The organism is Hydrogenophaga defluvii (assembly GCF_042665235.1).
GTDB lineage: Bacteria > Pseudomonadota > Gammaproteobacteria > Burkholderiales > Burkholderiaceae_C > Hydrogenophaga > Hydrogenophaga defluvii_A.
On record NZ_JBHTBZ010000009.1, the window covers coordinates 30,555 to 47,886 of the forward strand.

Genomic DNA, 17,332 nt, shown 5'->3' on the forward strand with positions numbered 1-17,332 from the left:
TCATGGGATGCCGCGTGCGTGCAGCGCCTCAAGTGCTACCCCTCTACCTGATCTGGGTTGTGCCAGCGTAGGGAGTGTGACGGCGCCGTGTTGCTCAGCGCGTGTTGCGCCCACGCCCATTGCCCATGTGCTGTTGTCCGTGTCCAAGGGGATGGGTTTGATTCCACGCCGAACGTTTTCCATGGCCACCCTGGCCGCGCTGGCCTGCACACCGCCGGTGCGCGCCGCCACGCCCGAGCTGCGCGTGCTCACCCACAGCTCCTTCAACCTGCCCAAGCCGCTGCTGGGCGAATTTGAGCGCGTGGCCGCCGTGCGCCTGCAACTCATCAAGGGCGGCGATGCGGGCGAGATGCTCAACAAGCTCATCCTCACGCGCGCCAAGCCGATTGCCGATGTGGTGTTTGGCATCGACAACGCCTTGTGGCACAAGGCCCGCGCCGCAAATGTGCTCGACACCTACGACGGCCCGGCCGCGCGCCGGCCTTCGGTGGCCGAGGTGGGCGCGGGCGTGGTGCCCGTCACCTACGGCTTCGTCAACCTCAATGCCGACAAGGCTTGGCTGGCGCGCGAAAAACGCAGCGCCCCCACCAACCTGTTGGACCTGACCCGCCCCGAGTGGGCTGGCAAGCTGGTGGTGCCCAACCCCGCCACATCCAGCCCCGGCTTGGCGTTTTTGCTGGCCACGGTGGGTGGCATGGGCGAAGAAGCGGCTTTCGCCTGGTGGGTGCAAATGCGCGCCAATGGCCTCAAGGTGGTCAAAGGCTGGAGCGAGGCCTACTACACCGAATTCAGCCGCAACGGCGGCAGCCGCCCGCTGGTGGTGAGCTACGCCAGCAGCCCGGCGGCCGAGGTGTTCTTCAGCAAAGAAAAAATCACCGAGCCACCCACACTCAATCTGCTGCTCAAGGGGGGGGTGTTCCGCCAGGTGGAGGGCGTGGCCCTGGTGCGCGGTGGTGGGCAACGCGCCGCCGCCGGTCAGTTCATCGAGTTTCTGCGCAGCCCGGCCGTGCAGCAGGCGCTGCAGACCGAAATGTGGATGCTGCCGGCCGACAAGGGCGCGGCGCCCGTGGCCGCGTTGGCCAGTGTGCCCACGCCAGCGGCGGTGGACAACCCATCTGCAGAAACGCTGGCCGCGAACAGCGGGCAATGGGTCACGCGCTGGACGCGCACCGTCCTCAAGTGAAAGTCACCCCGGCACGCTGGCTCTGGCTGTTGCCAGCCACCTTTCTGGTGGGCTTGCTGCTGGCCCCGCTGGCGCGTTTGTTGATTGAAGGCGGCGCCACCGCTTGGGTCGACTGGGCCTGGTGGCAAGACGACCACTTGCGCTGGCGCATGGGCTGGTCGGTGCTGCAAGCCACCGCCACTTGCGCGTTGGTGCTGGTGCTGGGCCTACCCGTGGCGTGGGTGTTGGCGCGGGTGGAGTTTGCTGGCCGGCGCTGGGTGTTGCGCGTGCTGATGCTGCCCTTTGTGGTGCCCACCCTGGTGGCGGCCCTGGGCGTGTTGGCCCTGCTGGGGCCACGCGGCTGGGCCGGGCAGATGGGCGTGGACTTGGAAGAGACACCCTGGCTGCTGCTCTACGGCAACCTGTTCTTCAACCTCTGTGTGCTGGTGCGCACGGCGGTGGAAGCGCTGGAGCGCGTGAGCGCCCAACGCCTGGCGGCTGCACGCACCCTGGGTGCCACGCCCTGGCGCGCTTTCTGGCGCATCGAGTGGCCCGCCATCGTGTCTGCCGTGGGCGCCGCGCTGTGCCTGGTGTTCCTCTACTGCTTTGCTGGTTTTGGCCTGGCCCTGGTGTTGGGCGGCCAACGTTACGCCACGGTGGAGGTGGAGATCTACACCCTGGTGGCTCACGAGCTGCAACTGGCGCAGGCCGGCACCCTGGCACTGTGGACGTTGGGTGGCATGTCGGCCGTGGCGCTGGTGTACGTGACCGTGTCGCGCCACCTGGCCGCGCCCGAACGCGCTGACCGCGTGCCACGCCTGCCCCTGCGCGGTGCCGCCTTGCGCGCGGCCGTGGCCGCTGCCCTGGGCCTGTTGGCCGTGGTGTGTGGTGCGCCCTTGTTGGCTTTGTGGGCCAAGGCGGGTGCGGCAGGGTGGGGCGCTTGGGCTGTGTGGGCTGAGCCCGACACCCTGGCGGCGCTGGGCAACACCTTGCGCTTCAGCGGCGCGGCCTTGGTGCTGGCCACCACGCTGGGCCTGTTGCATGCCTTCACGCTGCGCCATGCCCTGTGGTGGCGCGGCGCTGTGTATGTGCCGCTGGTGGTGTCGCCCGTCACGGTGGCCTTTGGCCTGTTGCTGCTCTACCCACAATGGACGGCCAGCCTGGCGCTGCTGGTGGCCGCCTACGCGCTGCTGGCCTACCCCTTCGTGGCGCAGGCCCTCATCGGCGCGCTCGACCAACAACCTGCCCACCTGCAACAGGCCGCACGTTCGCTGGGCGCCACGCCCGCGCGCGCCTGGTGGCGCGTGACCCTGCCGCTGGTGGCGCCCGCGCTGCGCCGGGGCATGGCCTTTGCGGCCGCCACCATGCTGGGCGAATTTGCGGTGTCGCTGTTCCTCTCCAGGCCCGAGTGGACCACCCTCACCACCCTCATCTACCAACGCCTGGGCCGCCCCGGCGCGGCCAACCTCGACGCCGCCCTGGTGCTGGCCTGCGGCCTCATGGCGCTGGCGCTGCTGGTGTTTGTCTGCCTGGAGCAGCGCGAAGACCCCCATGCTTGAACTCGACCACATCACCCAGCACTACGACGGCCGCCCCCTGGCCCAAGGCGTGAGCCTGCGCGTGGCCCCCGGCCAAACCGTGGCCTTGCTCGGCGCCTCCGGCAGTGGCAAAAGCACCCTGCTCAAAATCGTGGCCGGCCTGCAAACACCCGAGGCTGGCCGCGTGTTGTGGGCCGGGCAAGACCTCGCCGCTGTGCCACCCGAACGGCGCGGCTTCGCCCTCATGTTCCAAGACTTCGCGCTGTTTCCCCACCTCGACGTGCGCGACAACGTCGCCTTCGGCCTCATCGAACAGCGGCAACCCAAGGCCCAGGCCCGCGCCGCCGCCGAGGCCCTGCTGCAGCGCTTCGGCCTGGCCGCACAAGCCCGGCAAAAAGTGTGGACGCTTTCGGGCGGTGAACAACAGCGCGTGGCCCTGGCCCGCGCCCTCATCACCCGCCCCCGCGCCCTGCTGCTGGACGAACCCTTCAGCGCGCTCGACGCTGATTTGCGGCAGCAGTTGCGTGACGAGTTTTCCAGGCGAATTGCCGAAACCGGCATGGCTTGCCTGTTGGTGACCCACGACGAGGCCGAAGCACGGGCGATGGCGCAGCAGGCGTGGCGCTTGCGGGAAGGGCGGTTGGAGGGGCTTTGGTAGGGCGGGTGACGGATTGACTGTCGGACAGCAGCAGTCGATCGGCAAACAATAAACCTATTTTGTTAGTACCTGTGTTACGCCGCGCCGCGAAGCGGCGTTGGCTTAGACAAATTTTCAGCCCCAACCTGCTCAACACACGAGCTGTTTTGGGTAGCGGTAATCGAAGATGACCCACCCTTGACGTTCCTCGCTCCACTTTGTGAGGTAAGAAATTGTGCAGCCCTCGTTGTGGATGACTTGGCCGCCAGTGGTGGTTGTGGTGGCGTTTACGACAGCCGTGTTTCCGTAGGTGTTCACTTGCCCGGTCGTGCGGCTGGTTTGTGGCACTACGATTGTTCCTCCGCCCCACTTGAACTGAAATGCGCGCACGCCGCCACCCATGTCGAGTTCGTTGATCGGCGGGCCATTTACCAGCACCACCTCGCGGATGTCCTTGCCCATGTAGCCCTTCATCTCAGTGGAGACGCAGCCGGCGAGAAGGGCGAGCAGAGCGAAATTAAAGAGTCGGATCACATTGATCTCCCCATTGGTGGCGAACGCCTGAATTAAGCCGTGCAGCGAAGCCGCGTCGGCTTGAATGAATTATTAGCCTTGTCTCTCTCTGAGCCTATGCTCGAGTAATAAGGTAGACGAGGGCGACAAGCGCGATGTTAACCGGCAATGTAAAGGCGCCAATGAGATAGCTTAGGCCCGGAAATTTAACAAGACCTGCCAGAACTGCACCCCCCAAGGCTGCGGCGCAAAAGAGTAACCCTTGCAAGAACCCATTGCCATAGTCGGAACCAACGAAATAGGCAGCAGGAAGTATGCAGAACCACCCACCCAAGCCTCCAAGAGCAGACATCTTTGCGTAGGTTGGATTGGTATACCCCATGCCAATGAATGTTCTGGCACGGCGCTCAACCATGCCATTTGTGGCGGTGAAGTAGCCCATAACAACAGCAATCAGATAAATCACTAGTTCTCCTCAGCTTCAAGCGAGTGCAAGCTCGGCTAACAAGCCAAATGTATTGTCTCCTGCAGACCCGGCAGGATAAAACGGACCGTACGGGATATTCTGGTCGCGACTTCCTCTTGAAAATGGCTTCCTGCTTGGACGTGTGTGCGGCACACTGTCCGAAAGCAAATTAAAAAAATTTCATCAAACTCGGCACGTTTGCTCTGGCGAAACTATAGCCTGCGAATCGGTGGAGCCGGTGCGTTCGTCGTGCAATTTCTCGACGGCCACCTTTTGGTGGGTGACCCACGCGGCACAATGGTGCCGCACCCGCCTGGCGGTGCACACATCAGAGAGGACTCACATGGGCTGGTTTTCCAAGAGCGACAAAGACTTTTTCCTGTCCACCACCACACCCGAGGGCATCACGCGCGGCCAGTACCTGGGCGTGGTCAATGGCGAGGCGGTGATTGGCGCCAACATCTTCCGCGACATGTTCGCGTCGGTGCGCGACGTGGTGGGCGGGCGGGCCGGGGGCTATGAGCGGGCGCTGTCGGGTGCGCGCGATGCGGCGGTCGAAGGGCTGATCGAGGCCGCCAAGGAGTTGGGCGCCAACGGCGTGATCGGCATCGACTTCGACTACGAGGTGCTGGGCGAGACCAACGGCATGATGATGGTGGCCGTCAGCGGCACGGCGGTGAAGCTGTGACCGAGCGCACCCCCGGCGCCGGTGAAGGCTTGGGGATGGTCGTTGCCGCAATGCCTGCGCGATCGCCAGAAAGTGATGCGGCGGCGGCAGTTCACCATGTGCTTCTGCATGACGCTGCGGCGGGCTTGTCAGATGTGGTGGCCGGGCGCACCGTACCCGCTGAGGACGCGCTGGCGGCGATCAGGCGCCGCCGCGCTACGCGCGCGGCTGCTGGCGTTGACTACCGTGTCCCCTCACCAACTCCGAAAACGAATCCATGACCCGCGCCCTGCTCATCATCGACGTCCAGCAAGGCCTGTGCGAAGGCGAGGGCGCGGCACGGGACTGTGCCAACGTCATCGCCCGCATCAACCGCGTGGCCGCGCACGCGCGTGCCAGCGGGGTGCCGGTGGTGTTCATCCAGCACGAAGGGCAAGGCGGCTACCTGGCGCACGGCAGCCGCGCATGGCAGCTGGCCGATGGCCTGTTGGCCGAGCCCGATGACCTGCGTGTGCGCAAGACCACGCCCGACAGTTTTTTGCGCACCGATTTGCAGGCGCTGTTGTCGGCCCGTGGCGTGAGCGAGCTCATCGTGTGTGGCATGCACACCGAGTTCTGCGTGGACACCACCACGCGCCGCGCGCTGGCGCTGGGCTACCCCGTCACGCTGGTGGCCGACGCCCACACCTCGGCCGGCAACGTGGCGCTGACGCCGCAGCAGGTGATTGCGCACCACAACGCGACGTTGACCAACATCTCCAGCTTTGGCCCGCGCGTTCGGGCGATCAACTGCGACGACCTGCTGGCCAACTGGGTTCTGGTCGCCTAAGGTATCCCAGCCGGGGATGCCGCCGATCTGGCTCTGCCAGTCGGCTGGCATCGCCCCCTGGGGGGTGACGCCGAAGGCGGCGCGGGGGGCGCTTGATTCAGCGCTGCACCCACACCAGCCGCGCCGCCTGCCCCACAAACACCACGGCTGCCGCGCGGTTGAGCACGCGCTGAGCGCTGGGCGAGCGGCGCAGCCAGCCGCCAATCAGTGCGGCAAACCAGGCGAAGCCACCAAACACCAGCAGCGTGGCCAGCACAAACAGCGCGCCGAGTTGCACCACCTGTTGTGTCACCGCGCCGGCCTCGGGTTGGACGAACTGGGGTAGGAAGGCGAGGAAGAAGATGCCGACCTTGGGGTTGGTGAGGTTCATGACCACACCGCGTGTGTACATGCGCCAGCCGCTGCCGGCCGTGGCTTCGGCACTCAAGGCGCTGACCGGTGCATGCCACGCGCCCCAAGCCAGGTAAATGAGGTAGGCCGCGCCCGCCAGTTTGAGCACGGTGAAGGCGATGGGCGAGGCCGCCAGCACGGCGGCCAGGCCCAGGGCCACGGCGGCGGTGTGGCCCAGCAGGCCGGTGCACAGGCCCAGTGTCACCAGCCAGCCGGCGCGCCGCCCGTGGGTGGCGGATTGCATGAGCACAAACACGTTGTCGGGGCCTGGGCTCAGGCCCAGCAGCACCGAGACGCCGAAGAAGGCCAGGGCGGTGTCCAGCGTCAGCATGTTCAGCCTCGCAATGCCTTCAGGAGTTTCTGCCCGGCGCGGCCGGTGGCCTCAAAACCCAGGCGGGTTTGTTCGGCGCGGATGGCGGCACGGCTTTTGTCGCCCAACATGCCGTCGATGGCGCCAATGTCGTGGCCGCGCATGAGCAGCAGGCCTTGCAGCTCGCGGCGTTCGGCGCGCGAGAGGCCGGGGTCGTCGGTGGGCCAGGGCGTGGCGAAGGGCGCGCCGCCGCGCAGGCGGTCAGACAGGTGGGCGATGGCCAGGCCGTAGCTTTCGGCGGCGTTGTAGCTGTACAGGGCGTCGAAGTTGCGGGTGACGAGGAAGGCCGGGCCGGTTGGCCCGGCCAGCGCCATGAGGCCGGCGCTGCCGCTGGCGGGCAGGGGGCTGCCGTCCACCAGTCGCAGGCCACGCGCGGCCCACTCGCTCATGGGGCGTTTGGTGCGGCGGCCTTCGCCGGCGGTGCTGAAGCCGGGCGGCAGCTTCACCTCGTATCCCCAGGCTTGCTCGCTTTTCCAGCCGGCTTTTTGCAGAAAGTTCGCGGTGGAGGCCAGCGCGTCGGTGGTGCTGTCCATCAGGTCGCGTTTGCCGTCGCCGTCAAAGTCCACCGCCAGGCGCTCGAAGGTGCTGGGCATGAACTGCGTGTGGCCGAAGGCCCCGGCCCAGGATCCCACCAGGCGCTCGGGCGCGATGTCGCCCGCCTGCAGGATGCGCAGCGTGGCGTAGAACTCGCCGCGAAAGTAGGCCTGGCGCCGGCCAAAACACGACAGCGTGCCCAGCGCCTGCGTCAGCGGGTAGCTGCCGAAGCTCTGGCCGAAGTTGCTCTCCACACCCCAGACCGCCACCACCGTGGCCGGGTCCACGCCAAAGCGGGCCTCCACCTTGGCCAGCGTCTCGCGGTGCTGGGCCAGCAAGGCGCGGCCTTGCTCCACACGTTCCTCGTCCACCAGGCCGGCCATGTAGTCCCAGATGGGGGTGCGGAATTCGGGCTGGTTGTCCAGTTTTTCGATCACGCTCATGTCGGGCGACAGGTTTTGGGTGTGCCGGGCGAAGGTAGCGTCGCTCACGCCGGCAGCGCGGGCCGGTGCGCGCAGGTTGGAGAGGCAGCTCTGAAAGCCTTCGGCCGACTGGGCCCAGGCGGTGGACGTGGTCAGGACGAGGGCGGAGATCAGCAGGGTGCGCATGGTCGATTCAATGTTCGGTGATGCCGTTGGCGCTCAGGCGCAGCAAGCGTTGGGTGCGCGCCGCCGCGTGGTCGGAATGCGTGACCAACACCAGGGCGGCGCCGTGTTGTTGGGTCTGCGCCAGCAGCAGGCTCAGCACCTGCTCGGCGGTGTGGGGGTCGAGGTTGCCGGTGGGCTCGTCGGCCAGGATGAGGGCGGGCCGGTGCACCAGCGCGCGGGCGATGGCCACGCGCTGCAGTTGCCCGCCCGAGAGTTGTTGCGGCAGGCGCGCGCCCAGATCGCCCAGCCCCACGGCGCACAGCACCTCGGCCACGCGGGTGTCGTCGGGGCGCTGTTGCAGCAGCAGGGGCAGGGCCACGTTCTGAGCCACGTCCAGGTGGGGCAACACGTGGAAGGCCTGGAAGACGAAGCCCACGCGGTCGCGCCGCAGCAGGGCACGGGCGTTGTCGTCCAGGGCGCTCAAGGGGTGGCCACAGAGGCGCACCTCACCGGCGTCCCAGGTGTCGAGGCCGGCCAGGCAGTTGAGCAGGGTGGATTTGCCCACGCCCGATTCGCCCACGATGGCCACGCTCTCGCCGGGTTTCACGCGCAGGCTGACACCTTCGAACACGGTGCTGGCGCCGTAGCGTTTGGCCAGGCCTTCAACCTCAACAACGGCCTCAGCCATGGGCGTCCAGGTGCCGGGCGGCGTGTTGCAACACCTGCGCCAGCGCGTCGGGCGCTTCGCAGGCAATGGGTGTGCGCTGCGGCATGCTGCGCAGCCAGGTGATCTGGCGCTTGGCCAACTGGCGGGTGGCGGCGATGCCTTGTTCGCGCAGCTGCTGCAGCGCGGCGGGCGCGCCTGCGTCCAGCGCTTCCCAGGCCTGGCGGTAGCCCACGCATCGCATGCTGGGCAGGTCGGGGTGCAGGTCGCCGCGCGCGCGCAGCACCTTCACTTCGTCCAGAAATCCGGCCGCCAGCATGGCGTCGAAACGCTGCGCGATACGGGCGTGCAACCAGGCGCGGTCGGTGGGCTCCAACGACAGCAAGGCCCCGGCCGGCAGTGGCCAGGCGCCCTTGCGCGCACCTTGTTGCAGGGCCGAGATGGGCTGGCCGCTGACGCGGAATACCTCCAGTGCGCGCGAGATGCGCTGTGAATCGTTGGGCGCCAGGCGGGCGGCGGTGGCGGGGTCCACCTGGGCCAGTTGGGCGTGCAGGGCCGGCCAGCCCTGGGCCTGGGCCTCGGCTTCAATGGCGGCGCGCACGTCAGGCTGCGCGGGCGGCATGTCGTCGATGCCGTCGAGCAGGGCCTTGAGGTAGAGCATGGTGCCGCCCACCAGCAGCGGCACGCGGCCACGCGCGGTGATGTCGTCGCGCAGCCGGGTGGCGTCGCGCACAAATTCGGCCGCGCTGTAGGCGTCCAGCGGATCGCGGATGTCGATCAGGTGGTGCGGCACGGCGGCCAGCTCGGCGGCGCTGGGCTTGGCGGTGCCAATGTCCATGCCCCGGTAGACCAGGGCCGAATCGACGCTGATGATTTCCACCGGCCAGCGCTGGGCGATGGCGAGTGCGGCGGCGGTTTTGCCGCTGGCGGTGGGGCCGGTCAGGGCCAGCCAGCGGGTGCTCATGGTGCAGCAGCCTCTGCCACGCGCTGGGGCGGCGTTTGTGGTTCGCCAAAGCGCCACACCAGCGTCCAGGCGGCCAGGGCAATGGCAGCGGCCCAGAACCAGATGCCATTCGTCAGCGGCAGCACCGAACCCCCGGCGCCCATTTGCATGTTTTGGCCCAACCAGCCGCCCATGGCAAAGGCCACCACGGTGATGAGAAAACCGCTCAGCGCCGAAGCCGCGCCTGCGGCCTGCGGGAAGGGCCCCACGGCACCGCTCTGGCCACAGGGCTGGTGCACGCCGTGCGCGATCATGAACAGGTAGAAGGGCAGCACGATGGCCCACACGCTTTGTATGCCCAGCAGCGGCAGCACGCCCACCAGCGTGCCACCCGTGAGCGTGAGGGCTGCCGCCAGCCGCACGGTGCGGCGCACGCCCAGGCGGGGCAACAGGCGGCGGCAGACGAAGGTGCCGGCGATGTAGGACAGCGACACCGTGCTCATCACCAGCCCGTAGGCGGTTTTGCTCAGCCCCAGCACCTGGATGAAGACAAACGACGACGCGGCCAGAAAGGTGAACAGCCCGCCGTAGGATGCGGCTGTGAGCAAGGCGTAGGCCCAGAACGTGGGGCTGCGCAGGATGTGCGCCCAGGTGCGCAGCAGGTTACCGGGTTGAAGTGCGTTTGGGTTGCGGGCCGGCACGGTTTCCTCAAAGCGCCAGACGATGAGCACCAACGCCACCGCGCCAAACAGGGCCAGCGCCAGCAGCGCCATGCGCCAGCCGAAAGCGTCGGACAACAACCCGCCCAGCGGTGGGCTGAGAAAGGCGATCACCCCCAGGCCCGACAAGCCCTTGGACATGGCGCGCGCGCCTTCGGCCGGGGTGTAGAGGTCGCGCACGATGGCGCGCGCACACATCACGCCCGCGCCCATGGCCGCGCCTTGTACGGTGCGCCAGACGATGAGTTGCTCCATGCTGGTGGCCACGGTGCAGCCGATGGAGGCGAGCACATAGGCCAGCATGCCTGCCAGCAGCACCGGGCGGCGGCCAAAGCGGTCGGACAGCGGGCCCCACACCAGTTGCGACAGGCCAAACGCCAGCAGCAGCGCGGTGAGTGTGAGTTGGGCCTGCGACATGGGCGCGCCAAAACCCTGGGTGAGGGCGGGCAGGGCGGGCAGGTACAGGTCGGTGGTGATGGGCTGTAGACCCAACATCAAGGTGAGCACCAGCACCACCAGTGCTGGCGACATGGCGTTGGAATTCGACGAAGAAGGCATCCGGCTGAGGGTAGCAGATGCGGACGCAACCAAAGCCCCCACACTCCACCGCTGCGCGGGTCGCTGCCCCCCAAGGGGGCTGTTTTGCCTTGGGGCGGCCCGGCGGCGAAACGGTCTTCCGCGCGTGAGGGCTTTCAACGCAGGCCAAACAACTCCGCAATCGCCACCCGGTACTGAGCCTGCCCCACCGAGTTGGTGTTGTGGTGCGAGCCGCCTTCCACCAGCACAAAGGCTTTTTTGCCGGTGGCGGCATCAAACAGGCGCTGCCCGAGTGCGGGCGGGATGAGCCGGTCGTTGCTGCCGTGCACCACCAGCAAGGGCGAGCCGATGGCGGGCACGCGTTGAACCGCCTCAAACCGCTGGGTGATCAACGGTGACACCGGCAGCCAGCCCCATTTGAAGTTGCTGACCACGTCGGGGATGGAGGTGAAGGTGCCTTCCACCAAGGTGCCGGCCTCGTCGCCCACCTGCGCGGCCAGATCGATGGCGATGGCGCCACCCAGCGAGTGGCCGAAGATGTAGCGCGGCCGGCCGGGATAGGTTTGGCCCAGCCAGTCCCACGCGGCGCGGGCGTCTTCGTAGGCCATGGCCTCCGAGGGCAGGTCGGCTGTGCTTTTGCCGAAACCCCGGTAGTCGATGCCGAGCACCGAAAAACCCAGCTCCTGCATGCGTTGCATGCGAAAGGCCGAGCCGGTCACGTTCCAGCGTGCGCCGTGCAGGTAGAGGAGGATGGGCGCGTCGGCGCTGCGCTCAAAGTCGGCATGCGGCGCCCACAGGCCGTGCAGTTTGACCGGCTGACCGGTCTCGCGGGATTCGAAATCGATCCACACATCGCTCATGCCGGCAGCTGCCTCGGCACCGCGCGACCAACTGCGGTCAGACGGCTGGAAGATCCACTGGCGCTGTTTTTCGTCCAGCGTGGCGCAGCCGGCCAGCAAGCCCACAGCGGTGATCAACACAAAAAGCAGGCGTTTCATGGGGTGGTCCGAGCAGCAGGCGCGCGAAAAGTTCAGGGCAGAATGGCCGCCATGTCCGCATTTACCGTCTGCACATCATGACCGACAGTGTCTTCACCCGCATCGTCCGCCGCGAAATCCCGGCCGCCATCGTGTTCGAGGACGAGCAGGTGATTGCTTTCATGGACGCCGGCCAGGTCAACCCCGGCCACGTGCTGGTGGCCACCAAACGCCAGGTGGAAACCGTGATGGAACTGGCCGAGGCCGAAGCCGCCCACCTGTTTGCCGTTGCCACCCGCGTGGCCAAGGTGGTGCAGGCCACCTTCCAGCCCGAGGGCATGACCCTGCTGCAAACCAACAAACCCGCCGGCTGGCAGACCGTGCCCCACGTGCATGTGCACGTGCTGCCGCGTTATGCCAACGACGGGGCCGAGCTCGTGTGGCCGCGCAAAGACCCGCCGCTGGCCGAGTTGCAAGCGCTGGCCGCCCGCATCGTGCTGTGAATCACGGCAGGGCTGGCACGACAATCGCCACGCGGCGGTTGTCGGCCCGGCCTTCGGGGGTGCTGTTGTCCGCCACGGGAAACTGGGCACCCAGCCCCCTGAGTTGAAGCTCGGTGGCGGCGTAGCCCGCCAAAGTCAAGGCGTCGCCCACCGCCTCGGCTCGGCGCAGGGACAACTGTTCGTTATGAGCCCGCGTGCCCGAATTGTCGGTGTGCCCGTCCACCCGCAGTTTCAGGATCTGGACTGCCCGCAACTGCCGCCCGAGCTTGACGATGGCCTCGCGCGAGCTTTCGTTCACACGTGCGTTGTTGACGTCGAACAGGATCTTCACGCTCAGCCCCAACTCCCAGCCGTCGTCCGTCTCGCGAAAACCCGCTTGGCGCAACACCTGAAGTTGTTCGTCTTTCAGACGGGATGGCGATTTGGGCGCTGTCGCAGACTTGGGTTGGGGTGCGGATTGACATCCCAACAGCGCCAGACAGCAGGCACCACTGGCGGCCACAAAAAGGCGCCGCGGCGTGGGTGGATTGGGGCGCTTGGGCAAACCTTGTATTGACATGAAATCCTCCTGGGTCAGGCGACCTGCGCGCGCTGTCGCTTCACGCGGTACATCTCGTTGTCGGCTTTGTGCAGCAATGCGCTGGCGTTGGTACCGTGCTCCGGGTACAGCGCCACGCCAATTGACAGGGCCATCTGCAAAGGTGGGCCTTCGGGCGCCGCAATGGGTAGCAACATAGCGTGCTCCAGTGCGGTCACGATGCCGTGCACCCGTGCGAAGTCGCGCACGGGTGCGATCAGTACCGCAAATTCGTCGCCCCCCAACCGGGCCACGGTGTCGTTGTCTCGCACTTGTGCGCGAAGGCGTTGTGCCACCTCGCGCAGCACGGCGTCGCCTGCCGCGTGGCCTCGGGTGTCGTTGATTTGCTTGAATCGGTCGCAGTCCACAAACAACACCGCCAACTGGCCTTGAGTGACATGGGCTTGCGCCACAGCAGCCTCCAGTGCGTGGTCGAAGGCGGCCCGGTTGGGCAGTTTGGTCAGTGCGTCGTGCTCGGCGCGGTGGGCCAGGTGGGCGTTTTCCTGTTCGAGTGCGGCTTCTCGCAGTGCCAGTTCATCGAGAAGGGCATTGAAGTCGTTGCCAAAGGCCTGCAGTTCCGCCACGCCGGCTGCTGGCACGCGGCGGTGCATGGCGCGATCGTGTCGCACCGCGTGCGCCACTTCGACCATGGCCTGCAGTGGGCCAACGATGTGCCCCATCATGCGCTGGCCCAGACGAAGGGCCAGCCAGGCCGTGGCCGCCAAACACCCCAACACCACAGCCACCACCGTCAGCAGAAAGCGCAGCAGCTCGGAGCCGTCGCCACGCAGGAAGAGTCGCCCCAGCACCTTGCCGTCGCGCTCCAGAGTCATTTCAATGGGGGTGGGCCACAAGGCCTGGGCCGCTTCCGACCACAGGCCACCGGCCTGTGCGCGCCAGTGGGCGAAGGGCTGTCCCGAGGCATCGAACAAGCGCACCTCGGCCACGCTTTCGTCGCGCAGCACGGTATTGAGTGCTTCGGTCGCCGCCTCCTTGTCGTTGAAAACCAAGGCCGCTTCCACCGTGTAGCCCACGGTGCGGCTGAGCAGCTGGAGGTTGTGCATGGCGTGTGTGCGCAAGGCGCCCCAGGCCAGCGCTGTCAGCAGGCCGCCGGCCAGCACCACCGACACCACGATCAGCGTCAGGTGCGCCCGCCGCAGTTCGGCTCGCAAACTCGGCATGGACGGTTCGGCTTGGCGTGGCGTGGGGTTCATGGCGTTCGCGCCTTGCGCCGGGCCAATTGCAGCACGTTGGGATGCACCCGGACCCCACCCCGGGCCAGCGAGTCGAGATTGACTTCAAACGCGATCGAATTCGGCTGTACGTCGAGGCAGAACATGCCGCCAGCCAGGCACTGTTCTCTGCGTTCACCCATTGTGACGATGGGGCGCGGGCCGAGGCGACGCAACAGGGATTGCCAAGCGACATCGTCAAGTGTGCCGAGGTAGACAACCTGACAACTGGTCGGCACCAATTCGGCGTCGACCGACTGGCGGCTGATGCGCAGCCGCCGCTGCGGTGCGATTTCAGTGGACTGCACGCGCAGCAGCTCGTCGGTGTGGTCCGATGGCCCGACGACACAGAGGTTCACGTCGGTCACCTCGGCAGGCCAGCGCACGTAGCTGAGGATGCCAACCACTGTGGTGGACACCCCAACGGCCGGTGGGAGCGAGCCTACTTGGCCCCAGGCCGCACCGGCTGCCCACACCAGCCAAAGCCCTGTGAGCCACGCCCAGCGCGTTTTCCTGGATCCCACCCGTCGATTTCGCGTCATCTTGTGAACAGTGTAACGACGTCCTGTGGCGAGGGATAGGGCGGCCATGCCGCCCGGGCTTCAGATCACGCCTTGCGCCAGCATGGCATCGGCCACCTTCACGAATCCGGCGATGTTGGCGCCGTCCACGTAGCTGACCGAGCCGTCTGCGCGGCGGCCGTGTTGCAAGCAAGCCTGGTGGATGCCGACCATGATGCCGTGCAGGCGTTGGTCCACTTCCTCGCGCGGCCAGCTCAGGCGCATGGCGTTCTGGCTCATCTCCAGGCCCGAAGTGGCCACGCCACCGGCGTTGCTGGCTTTGCCGGGGGCGTACAACACGCCGGCATCCTCAAACACGCGCACGGCGTCCAGCGTGGTGGGCATGTTGGCGCCCTCGGCCACACACTTCACACCGTTGGCCAGCAGGGTGCGGGCGTCTTGTGCGTCCAGCTCGTTCTGGGTGGCGCAGGGCAGGGCCACGTCCACTGGCACGGCCCAGGGGCGCATGCCGGCTTCAAAATGGGTTTTGGTGCGGGCGGCGTAGTCGCTCACGCGGCCGTACAGGTGGTTTTTAACGTCCATCAGCTCGGCCAGTTTTTCGGGCGTGAAGCCGGCTTCGTCGATGACCGTGCCGCTGGAGTCGGACACGGTGACCACCTTGGCGCCCAGCGCCATGGCCTTTTCCACCGCGTACTGGGCCACGTTGCCCGAGCCCGACACGCTCACGCGCAGGCCATCAAACGACATGCCTTTCTGTTTCAGCATCTCCTGCGCGAAGTACACCGTGCCGTAGCCGGTGGCCTCGGGGCGGATCAGCGAGCCGCCGAAGCTCAGGCCCTTGCCGGTGAACACGCAGTCGGCCCGGTTGCTGAGCTTTTTCATCATGCCGGCCATGTAGCCCACCTCGCGTCCGCCCACGCCGATGTCGCCGGCCGGCACGTCGGTGTCAGAGCCCACGTGGCGGAACAGTTCGCTCACCAGTGCCTGGCAGAAACGCATCACCTCGCCGGGGCTTTTGCCTTTGGGGTCGAAGTCGGAGCCGCCCTTGCCGCCGCCCATGGGCAGGGTGGTCAAGGCGTTTTTGAAGGTCTGCTCGAAGGCCAGGAACTTGAGGATGGACAGGTTGACCGACGGGTGGAAGCGCATGCCGCCCTTGTAAGGGCCGATGGCCGAGCTGTGCTGGATGCGGTAGCCGCGGTTGACTTGCACGTCCCCGTGGTCGTTGACCCAGGAGATGCGGAACATGACGATGCGCTCGGGCTCGACCAGGCGGTCCAGCAGGCCTTGCTCCGCGTATTTGGGGTGGCGCTGGATGAAGGGCCAGAGGCTCTCCATCACTTCGCCCACGGCCTGGTGAAATTCGGGCTGGCCGGGGTTGTGCTGCGCGACATGCTCAAGAAACTGGTGAACCGATGCGTATTTCAAAGTCATGCTCCATAAAAGTGCATGACATTATGCGAAACGTGCATTTCGTCAACCGAAATGAGGAAATTGGCAATGTTTTGCACTTTAATGGTGCGAATGGTGTGATCTGCTGCATCGGCGCCGTTCTGCTCGGGCTTCCAGTGCGAGTTGCATGGCGGGCGTCATGGCGGGTGTGGTCATGAGGTTCTCCTTCATCAGCGCAGCAAGGTGATGCCCAGCCCAATGGCCGCGCAGGCACCGAGCAGCGAAAAAACGCCGGTTTTGAACCGGAAAAGCGCCACGGTGGCGGCCACGGTGATCAGGGCCGAGGCGGCGTCGAAGCGCCCGTCCCAGCCTTGTGGCCACCACACGTGGTAGGCGAAGAACAGCGCCAGATTCAGGATGACGCCCACCACGGCGGCGGTGATGGCCGACAGCGGCGCGGTGAAGCCCAGCTTGCCGTGGGTGGTTTCCACCAGCGGTCCACCGGCCAGGATGAAAACGAAGGACGGCAGGAAGGTGAAGAAGGTGACGAGCGTGGCGGCGAGCGACGCACCCAGGAACAGCGCGTCCTGCCCCAACACGGCCTGCTGCCAGCCACCCACAAAACCCACGAAGGCCACCACCATGATGAGCGGCCCGGGCGTGGTTTCGCCCAGCGCCAGTCCATCGATCATTTGTGTGCCGCTGAGCCACTGGAAGGTTTCGACCGCGCCCTGGTACACGTAAGGCAGCACCGCGTAGGCGCCGCCAAAGGTCAGCAAAGCGGCCTTGGTGAAGAACCAGCCCATCTGTGTGAGTGTGGCGTCCCAGCCCTGCCAGGCCAGCAGTGCGCCCATCACGGCCAGCCACAGGCCGGCACCGACGGCCAGCACCTTGAGCAGGTGGGCGCGCGAGAAGCGCGCGTGGGCGGGCGTGGGCGTGTTGTCGTCGATGAGGGCCGGGCCATAGCCCTGGTGTGCGCCGCTGTGGCCACCGCCCAGCGCAAACACCGCGGGCGCGTGGCGCGAGCCCAGCCAGCCGATCAGCGCGGCTACCGCCACGATGGCGGGAAAGGGCGTGTCGAAAGCGAAGATGGCAACGAACGAGGCCGCCGCAATGCCCCACATCCAGCCATTCTTGAGCGCACGGGTGCCGATGCGGTGGGCCGCGTGCAACACCAGTGCCGTCACGGCCGGCTTGATGCCGTAGAACAGGCCAGCCACCACCGGCACGTTGCCAAACGCCAGGTACACCCAAGACAAGGCGATCAAGATGAACAGAGAAGGCAGCACGAACAACCCGCCGGCCACGATGCCGCCCCAACTGCGGTGCATCAGCCAGCCGATGTAGGTGGCCAACTGCTGGGCCTCGGGGCCGGGCAGCAGCATGCAGTAGTTGAGTGCGTGCAGAAAGCGCTTTTCACTGATCCAGCGGCGGCGCTCGACCAGTTCGGCGTGCATGATGGCGATCTGCCCGGCCGGGCCGCCAAAGCTGATGAAACCCAGCTTGAGCCAGAAGCGCAGGGCCTCGGCAAAGCCCACGGAAGCGGGGCGTTCGGTGGGATGCGGTGTGCTCATCGC

Annotated in this window: 19 protein-coding genes; 6 read left to right on the forward strand and 13 right to left on the reverse strand. The window is 66.6% G+C overall.

The features are described 5' to 3' along the window. Positions 1 to 181 precede the first annotated feature (181 nt). Genes ACFQU0_RS03430 through ACFQU0_RS03440 form a run of 3 tightly spaced genes read left to right on the forward strand, consistent with a single transcriptional unit; the run spans position 182 to position 3,358 of the window. Positions 182 to 1,183 (forward strand): thiamine ABC transporter substrate-binding protein, encoded by a 1,002-nt coding sequence (locus tag ACFQU0_RS03430; RefSeq protein ID WP_382198719.1) that lies wholly within the window; start codon positions 182 to 184, stop codon positions 1,181 to 1,183. Further along, a complete protein-coding gene (locus ACFQU0_RS03435; protein WP_382198720.1) occupies positions 1,180 to 2,721 on the forward strand; it encodes an ABC transporter permease in 1,542 nt (513 codons plus the stop codon). Before ACFQU0_RS03430 ends, ACFQU0_RS03435 begins: the two co-directional genes overlap by 4 nt. Beyond that, positions 2,714 to 3,358: an ABC transporter ATP-binding protein gene (locus tag ACFQU0_RS03440; protein WP_382198721.1), complete on the forward strand. Its 645-nt coding sequence runs from the start codon at positions 2,714 to 2,716 to the stop codon at positions 3,356 to 3,358. The genes ACFQU0_RS03435 and ACFQU0_RS03440 overlap by 8 nt, the downstream gene beginning before the upstream one ends. A gap of 129 nt (positions 3,359 to 3,487) precedes the next feature. Here the strand turns inward: ACFQU0_RS03440 and ACFQU0_RS03445 are convergent, their stop codons facing one another. Both ACFQU0_RS03445 and ACFQU0_RS03450 read right to left on the reverse strand, forming a co-directional pair. After that, on the reverse strand, positions 3,488 to 3,871 hold the full coding sequence (locus ACFQU0_RS03445; RefSeq protein ID WP_382198722.1) for a hypothetical protein: 384 nt from the start codon (positions 3,869 to 3,871) through the stop codon (positions 3,488 to 3,490). Between the two features lie 94 nt (positions 3,872 to 3,965). Continuing rightward, entirely contained in the window at positions 3,966 to 4,316 is a 351-nt protein-coding gene (locus ACFQU0_RS03450) for a hypothetical protein (RefSeq protein ID WP_382198723.1), read from the reverse strand. A gap of 343 nt (positions 4,317 to 4,659) precedes the next feature. Here ACFQU0_RS03450 and ACFQU0_RS03455 point away from each other — a divergent pair, with 343 nt between their 5' ends. Beyond that, entirely contained in the window at positions 4,660 to 5,004 is a 345-nt protein-coding gene (locus ACFQU0_RS03455) for a heavy metal-binding domain-containing protein (protein WP_382198724.1), read from the forward strand. A gap of 256 nt (positions 5,005 to 5,260) precedes the next feature. Then, on the forward strand, positions 5,261 to 5,812 hold the full coding sequence (locus ACFQU0_RS03460) for a cysteine hydrolase family protein (RefSeq protein WP_382198725.1): 552 nt from the start codon (positions 5,261 to 5,263) through the stop codon (positions 5,810 to 5,812). 97 nt (positions 5,813 to 5,909) lie between these two features. On the opposite strand, the gene ACFQU0_RS03465 is transcribed toward ACFQU0_RS03460, so the two are convergent. From ACFQU0_RS03465 to ACFQU0_RS03490, 6 genes are all read right to left on the reverse strand, one after another. Continuing rightward, the gene (locus tag ACFQU0_RS03465; RefSeq protein ID WP_382198726.1) at positions 5,910 to 6,533 is read right to left on the reverse strand and encodes a LysE family translocator; all 624 of its coding nucleotides are present in this window, start codon (positions 6,531 to 6,533) and stop codon (positions 5,910 to 5,912) included. 2 nt (positions 6,534 to 6,535) lie between these two features. Beyond that, positions 6,536 to 7,714, reverse strand: a complete 1,179-nt coding sequence (locus ACFQU0_RS03470; protein WP_382198727.1) for a lytic murein transglycosylase — start codon at positions 7,712 to 7,714, stop codon at positions 6,536 to 6,538. 7 nt (positions 7,715 to 7,721) lie between these two features. Beyond that, on the reverse strand, positions 7,722 to 8,381 hold the full coding sequence (locus tag ACFQU0_RS03475; protein ID WP_382198728.1) for an ABC transporter ATP-binding protein: 660 nt from the start codon (positions 8,379 to 8,381) through the stop codon (positions 7,722 to 7,724). Beyond that, positions 8,374 to 9,321 carry a tRNA (adenosine(37)-N6)-dimethylallyltransferase MiaA gene (gene miaA, locus ACFQU0_RS03480; RefSeq protein ID WP_382198729.1) on the reverse strand — a complete coding sequence of 316 codons (948 nt, stop codon included), beginning with the start codon at positions 9,319 to 9,321 and terminating at the stop codon, positions 8,374 to 8,376. Before miaA ends, ACFQU0_RS03475 begins: the two co-directional genes overlap by 8 nt. After that, on the reverse strand, positions 9,318 to 10,577 hold the full coding sequence (locus tag ACFQU0_RS03485; protein WP_382198730.1) for a multidrug effflux MFS transporter: 1,260 nt from the start codon (positions 10,575 to 10,577) through the stop codon (positions 9,318 to 9,320). Before ACFQU0_RS03485 ends, miaA begins: the two co-directional genes overlap by 4 nt. A 134-nt stretch (positions 10,578 to 10,711) precedes the next feature. After that, a complete protein-coding gene (locus ACFQU0_RS03490; RefSeq protein ID WP_382198731.1) occupies positions 10,712 to 11,554 on the reverse strand; it encodes an alpha/beta hydrolase in 843 nt (280 codons plus the stop codon). Positions 11,555 to 11,631: 77 nt separating this feature from the next. Between ACFQU0_RS03490 and ACFQU0_RS03495 the strand changes: the two genes are divergently transcribed. After that, a complete protein-coding gene (locus ACFQU0_RS03495; protein WP_382198732.1) occupies positions 11,632 to 12,036 on the forward strand; it encodes an HIT family protein in 405 nt (134 codons plus the stop codon). Position 12,037: 1 nt separating this feature from the next. Here the strand turns inward: ACFQU0_RS03495 and yfiB are convergent, their stop codons facing one another. From yfiB to chrA, 5 genes are all read right to left on the reverse strand, one after another. Further along, a complete protein-coding gene (yfiB, locus tag ACFQU0_RS03500) occupies positions 12,038 to 12,595 on the reverse strand; it encodes an outer membrane lipoprotein YfiB (protein ID WP_382198733.1) in 558 nt (185 codons plus the stop codon). 14 nt (positions 12,596 to 12,609) lie between these two features. After that, a complete protein-coding gene (dgcN, locus tag ACFQU0_RS03505; RefSeq protein WP_382198734.1) occupies positions 12,610 to 13,827 on the reverse strand; it encodes a diguanylate cyclase DgcN/YfiN in 1,218 nt (405 codons plus the stop codon). Beyond that, positions 13,824 to 14,264, reverse strand: a complete 441-nt coding sequence (yfiR, locus tag ACFQU0_RS03510) for a regulatory sequestration protein YfiR (RefSeq protein ID WP_382198735.1) — start codon at positions 14,262 to 14,264, stop codon at positions 13,824 to 13,826. Before yfiR ends, dgcN begins: the two co-directional genes overlap by 4 nt. A 183-nt stretch (positions 14,265 to 14,447) precedes the next feature. Then, positions 14,448 to 15,791, reverse strand: a complete 1,344-nt coding sequence (gdhA, locus tag ACFQU0_RS03515; protein WP_382198786.1) for an NADP-specific glutamate dehydrogenase — start codon at positions 15,789 to 15,791, stop codon at positions 14,448 to 14,450. A gap of 194 nt (positions 15,792 to 15,985) precedes the next feature. After that, positions 15,986 to 17,329: a chromate efflux transporter gene (gene chrA, locus ACFQU0_RS03520; protein ID WP_382198736.1), complete on the reverse strand. Its 1,344-nt coding sequence runs from the start codon at positions 17,327 to 17,329 to the stop codon at positions 15,986 to 15,988. Positions 17,330 to 17,332 lie beyond the last annotated feature (3 nt).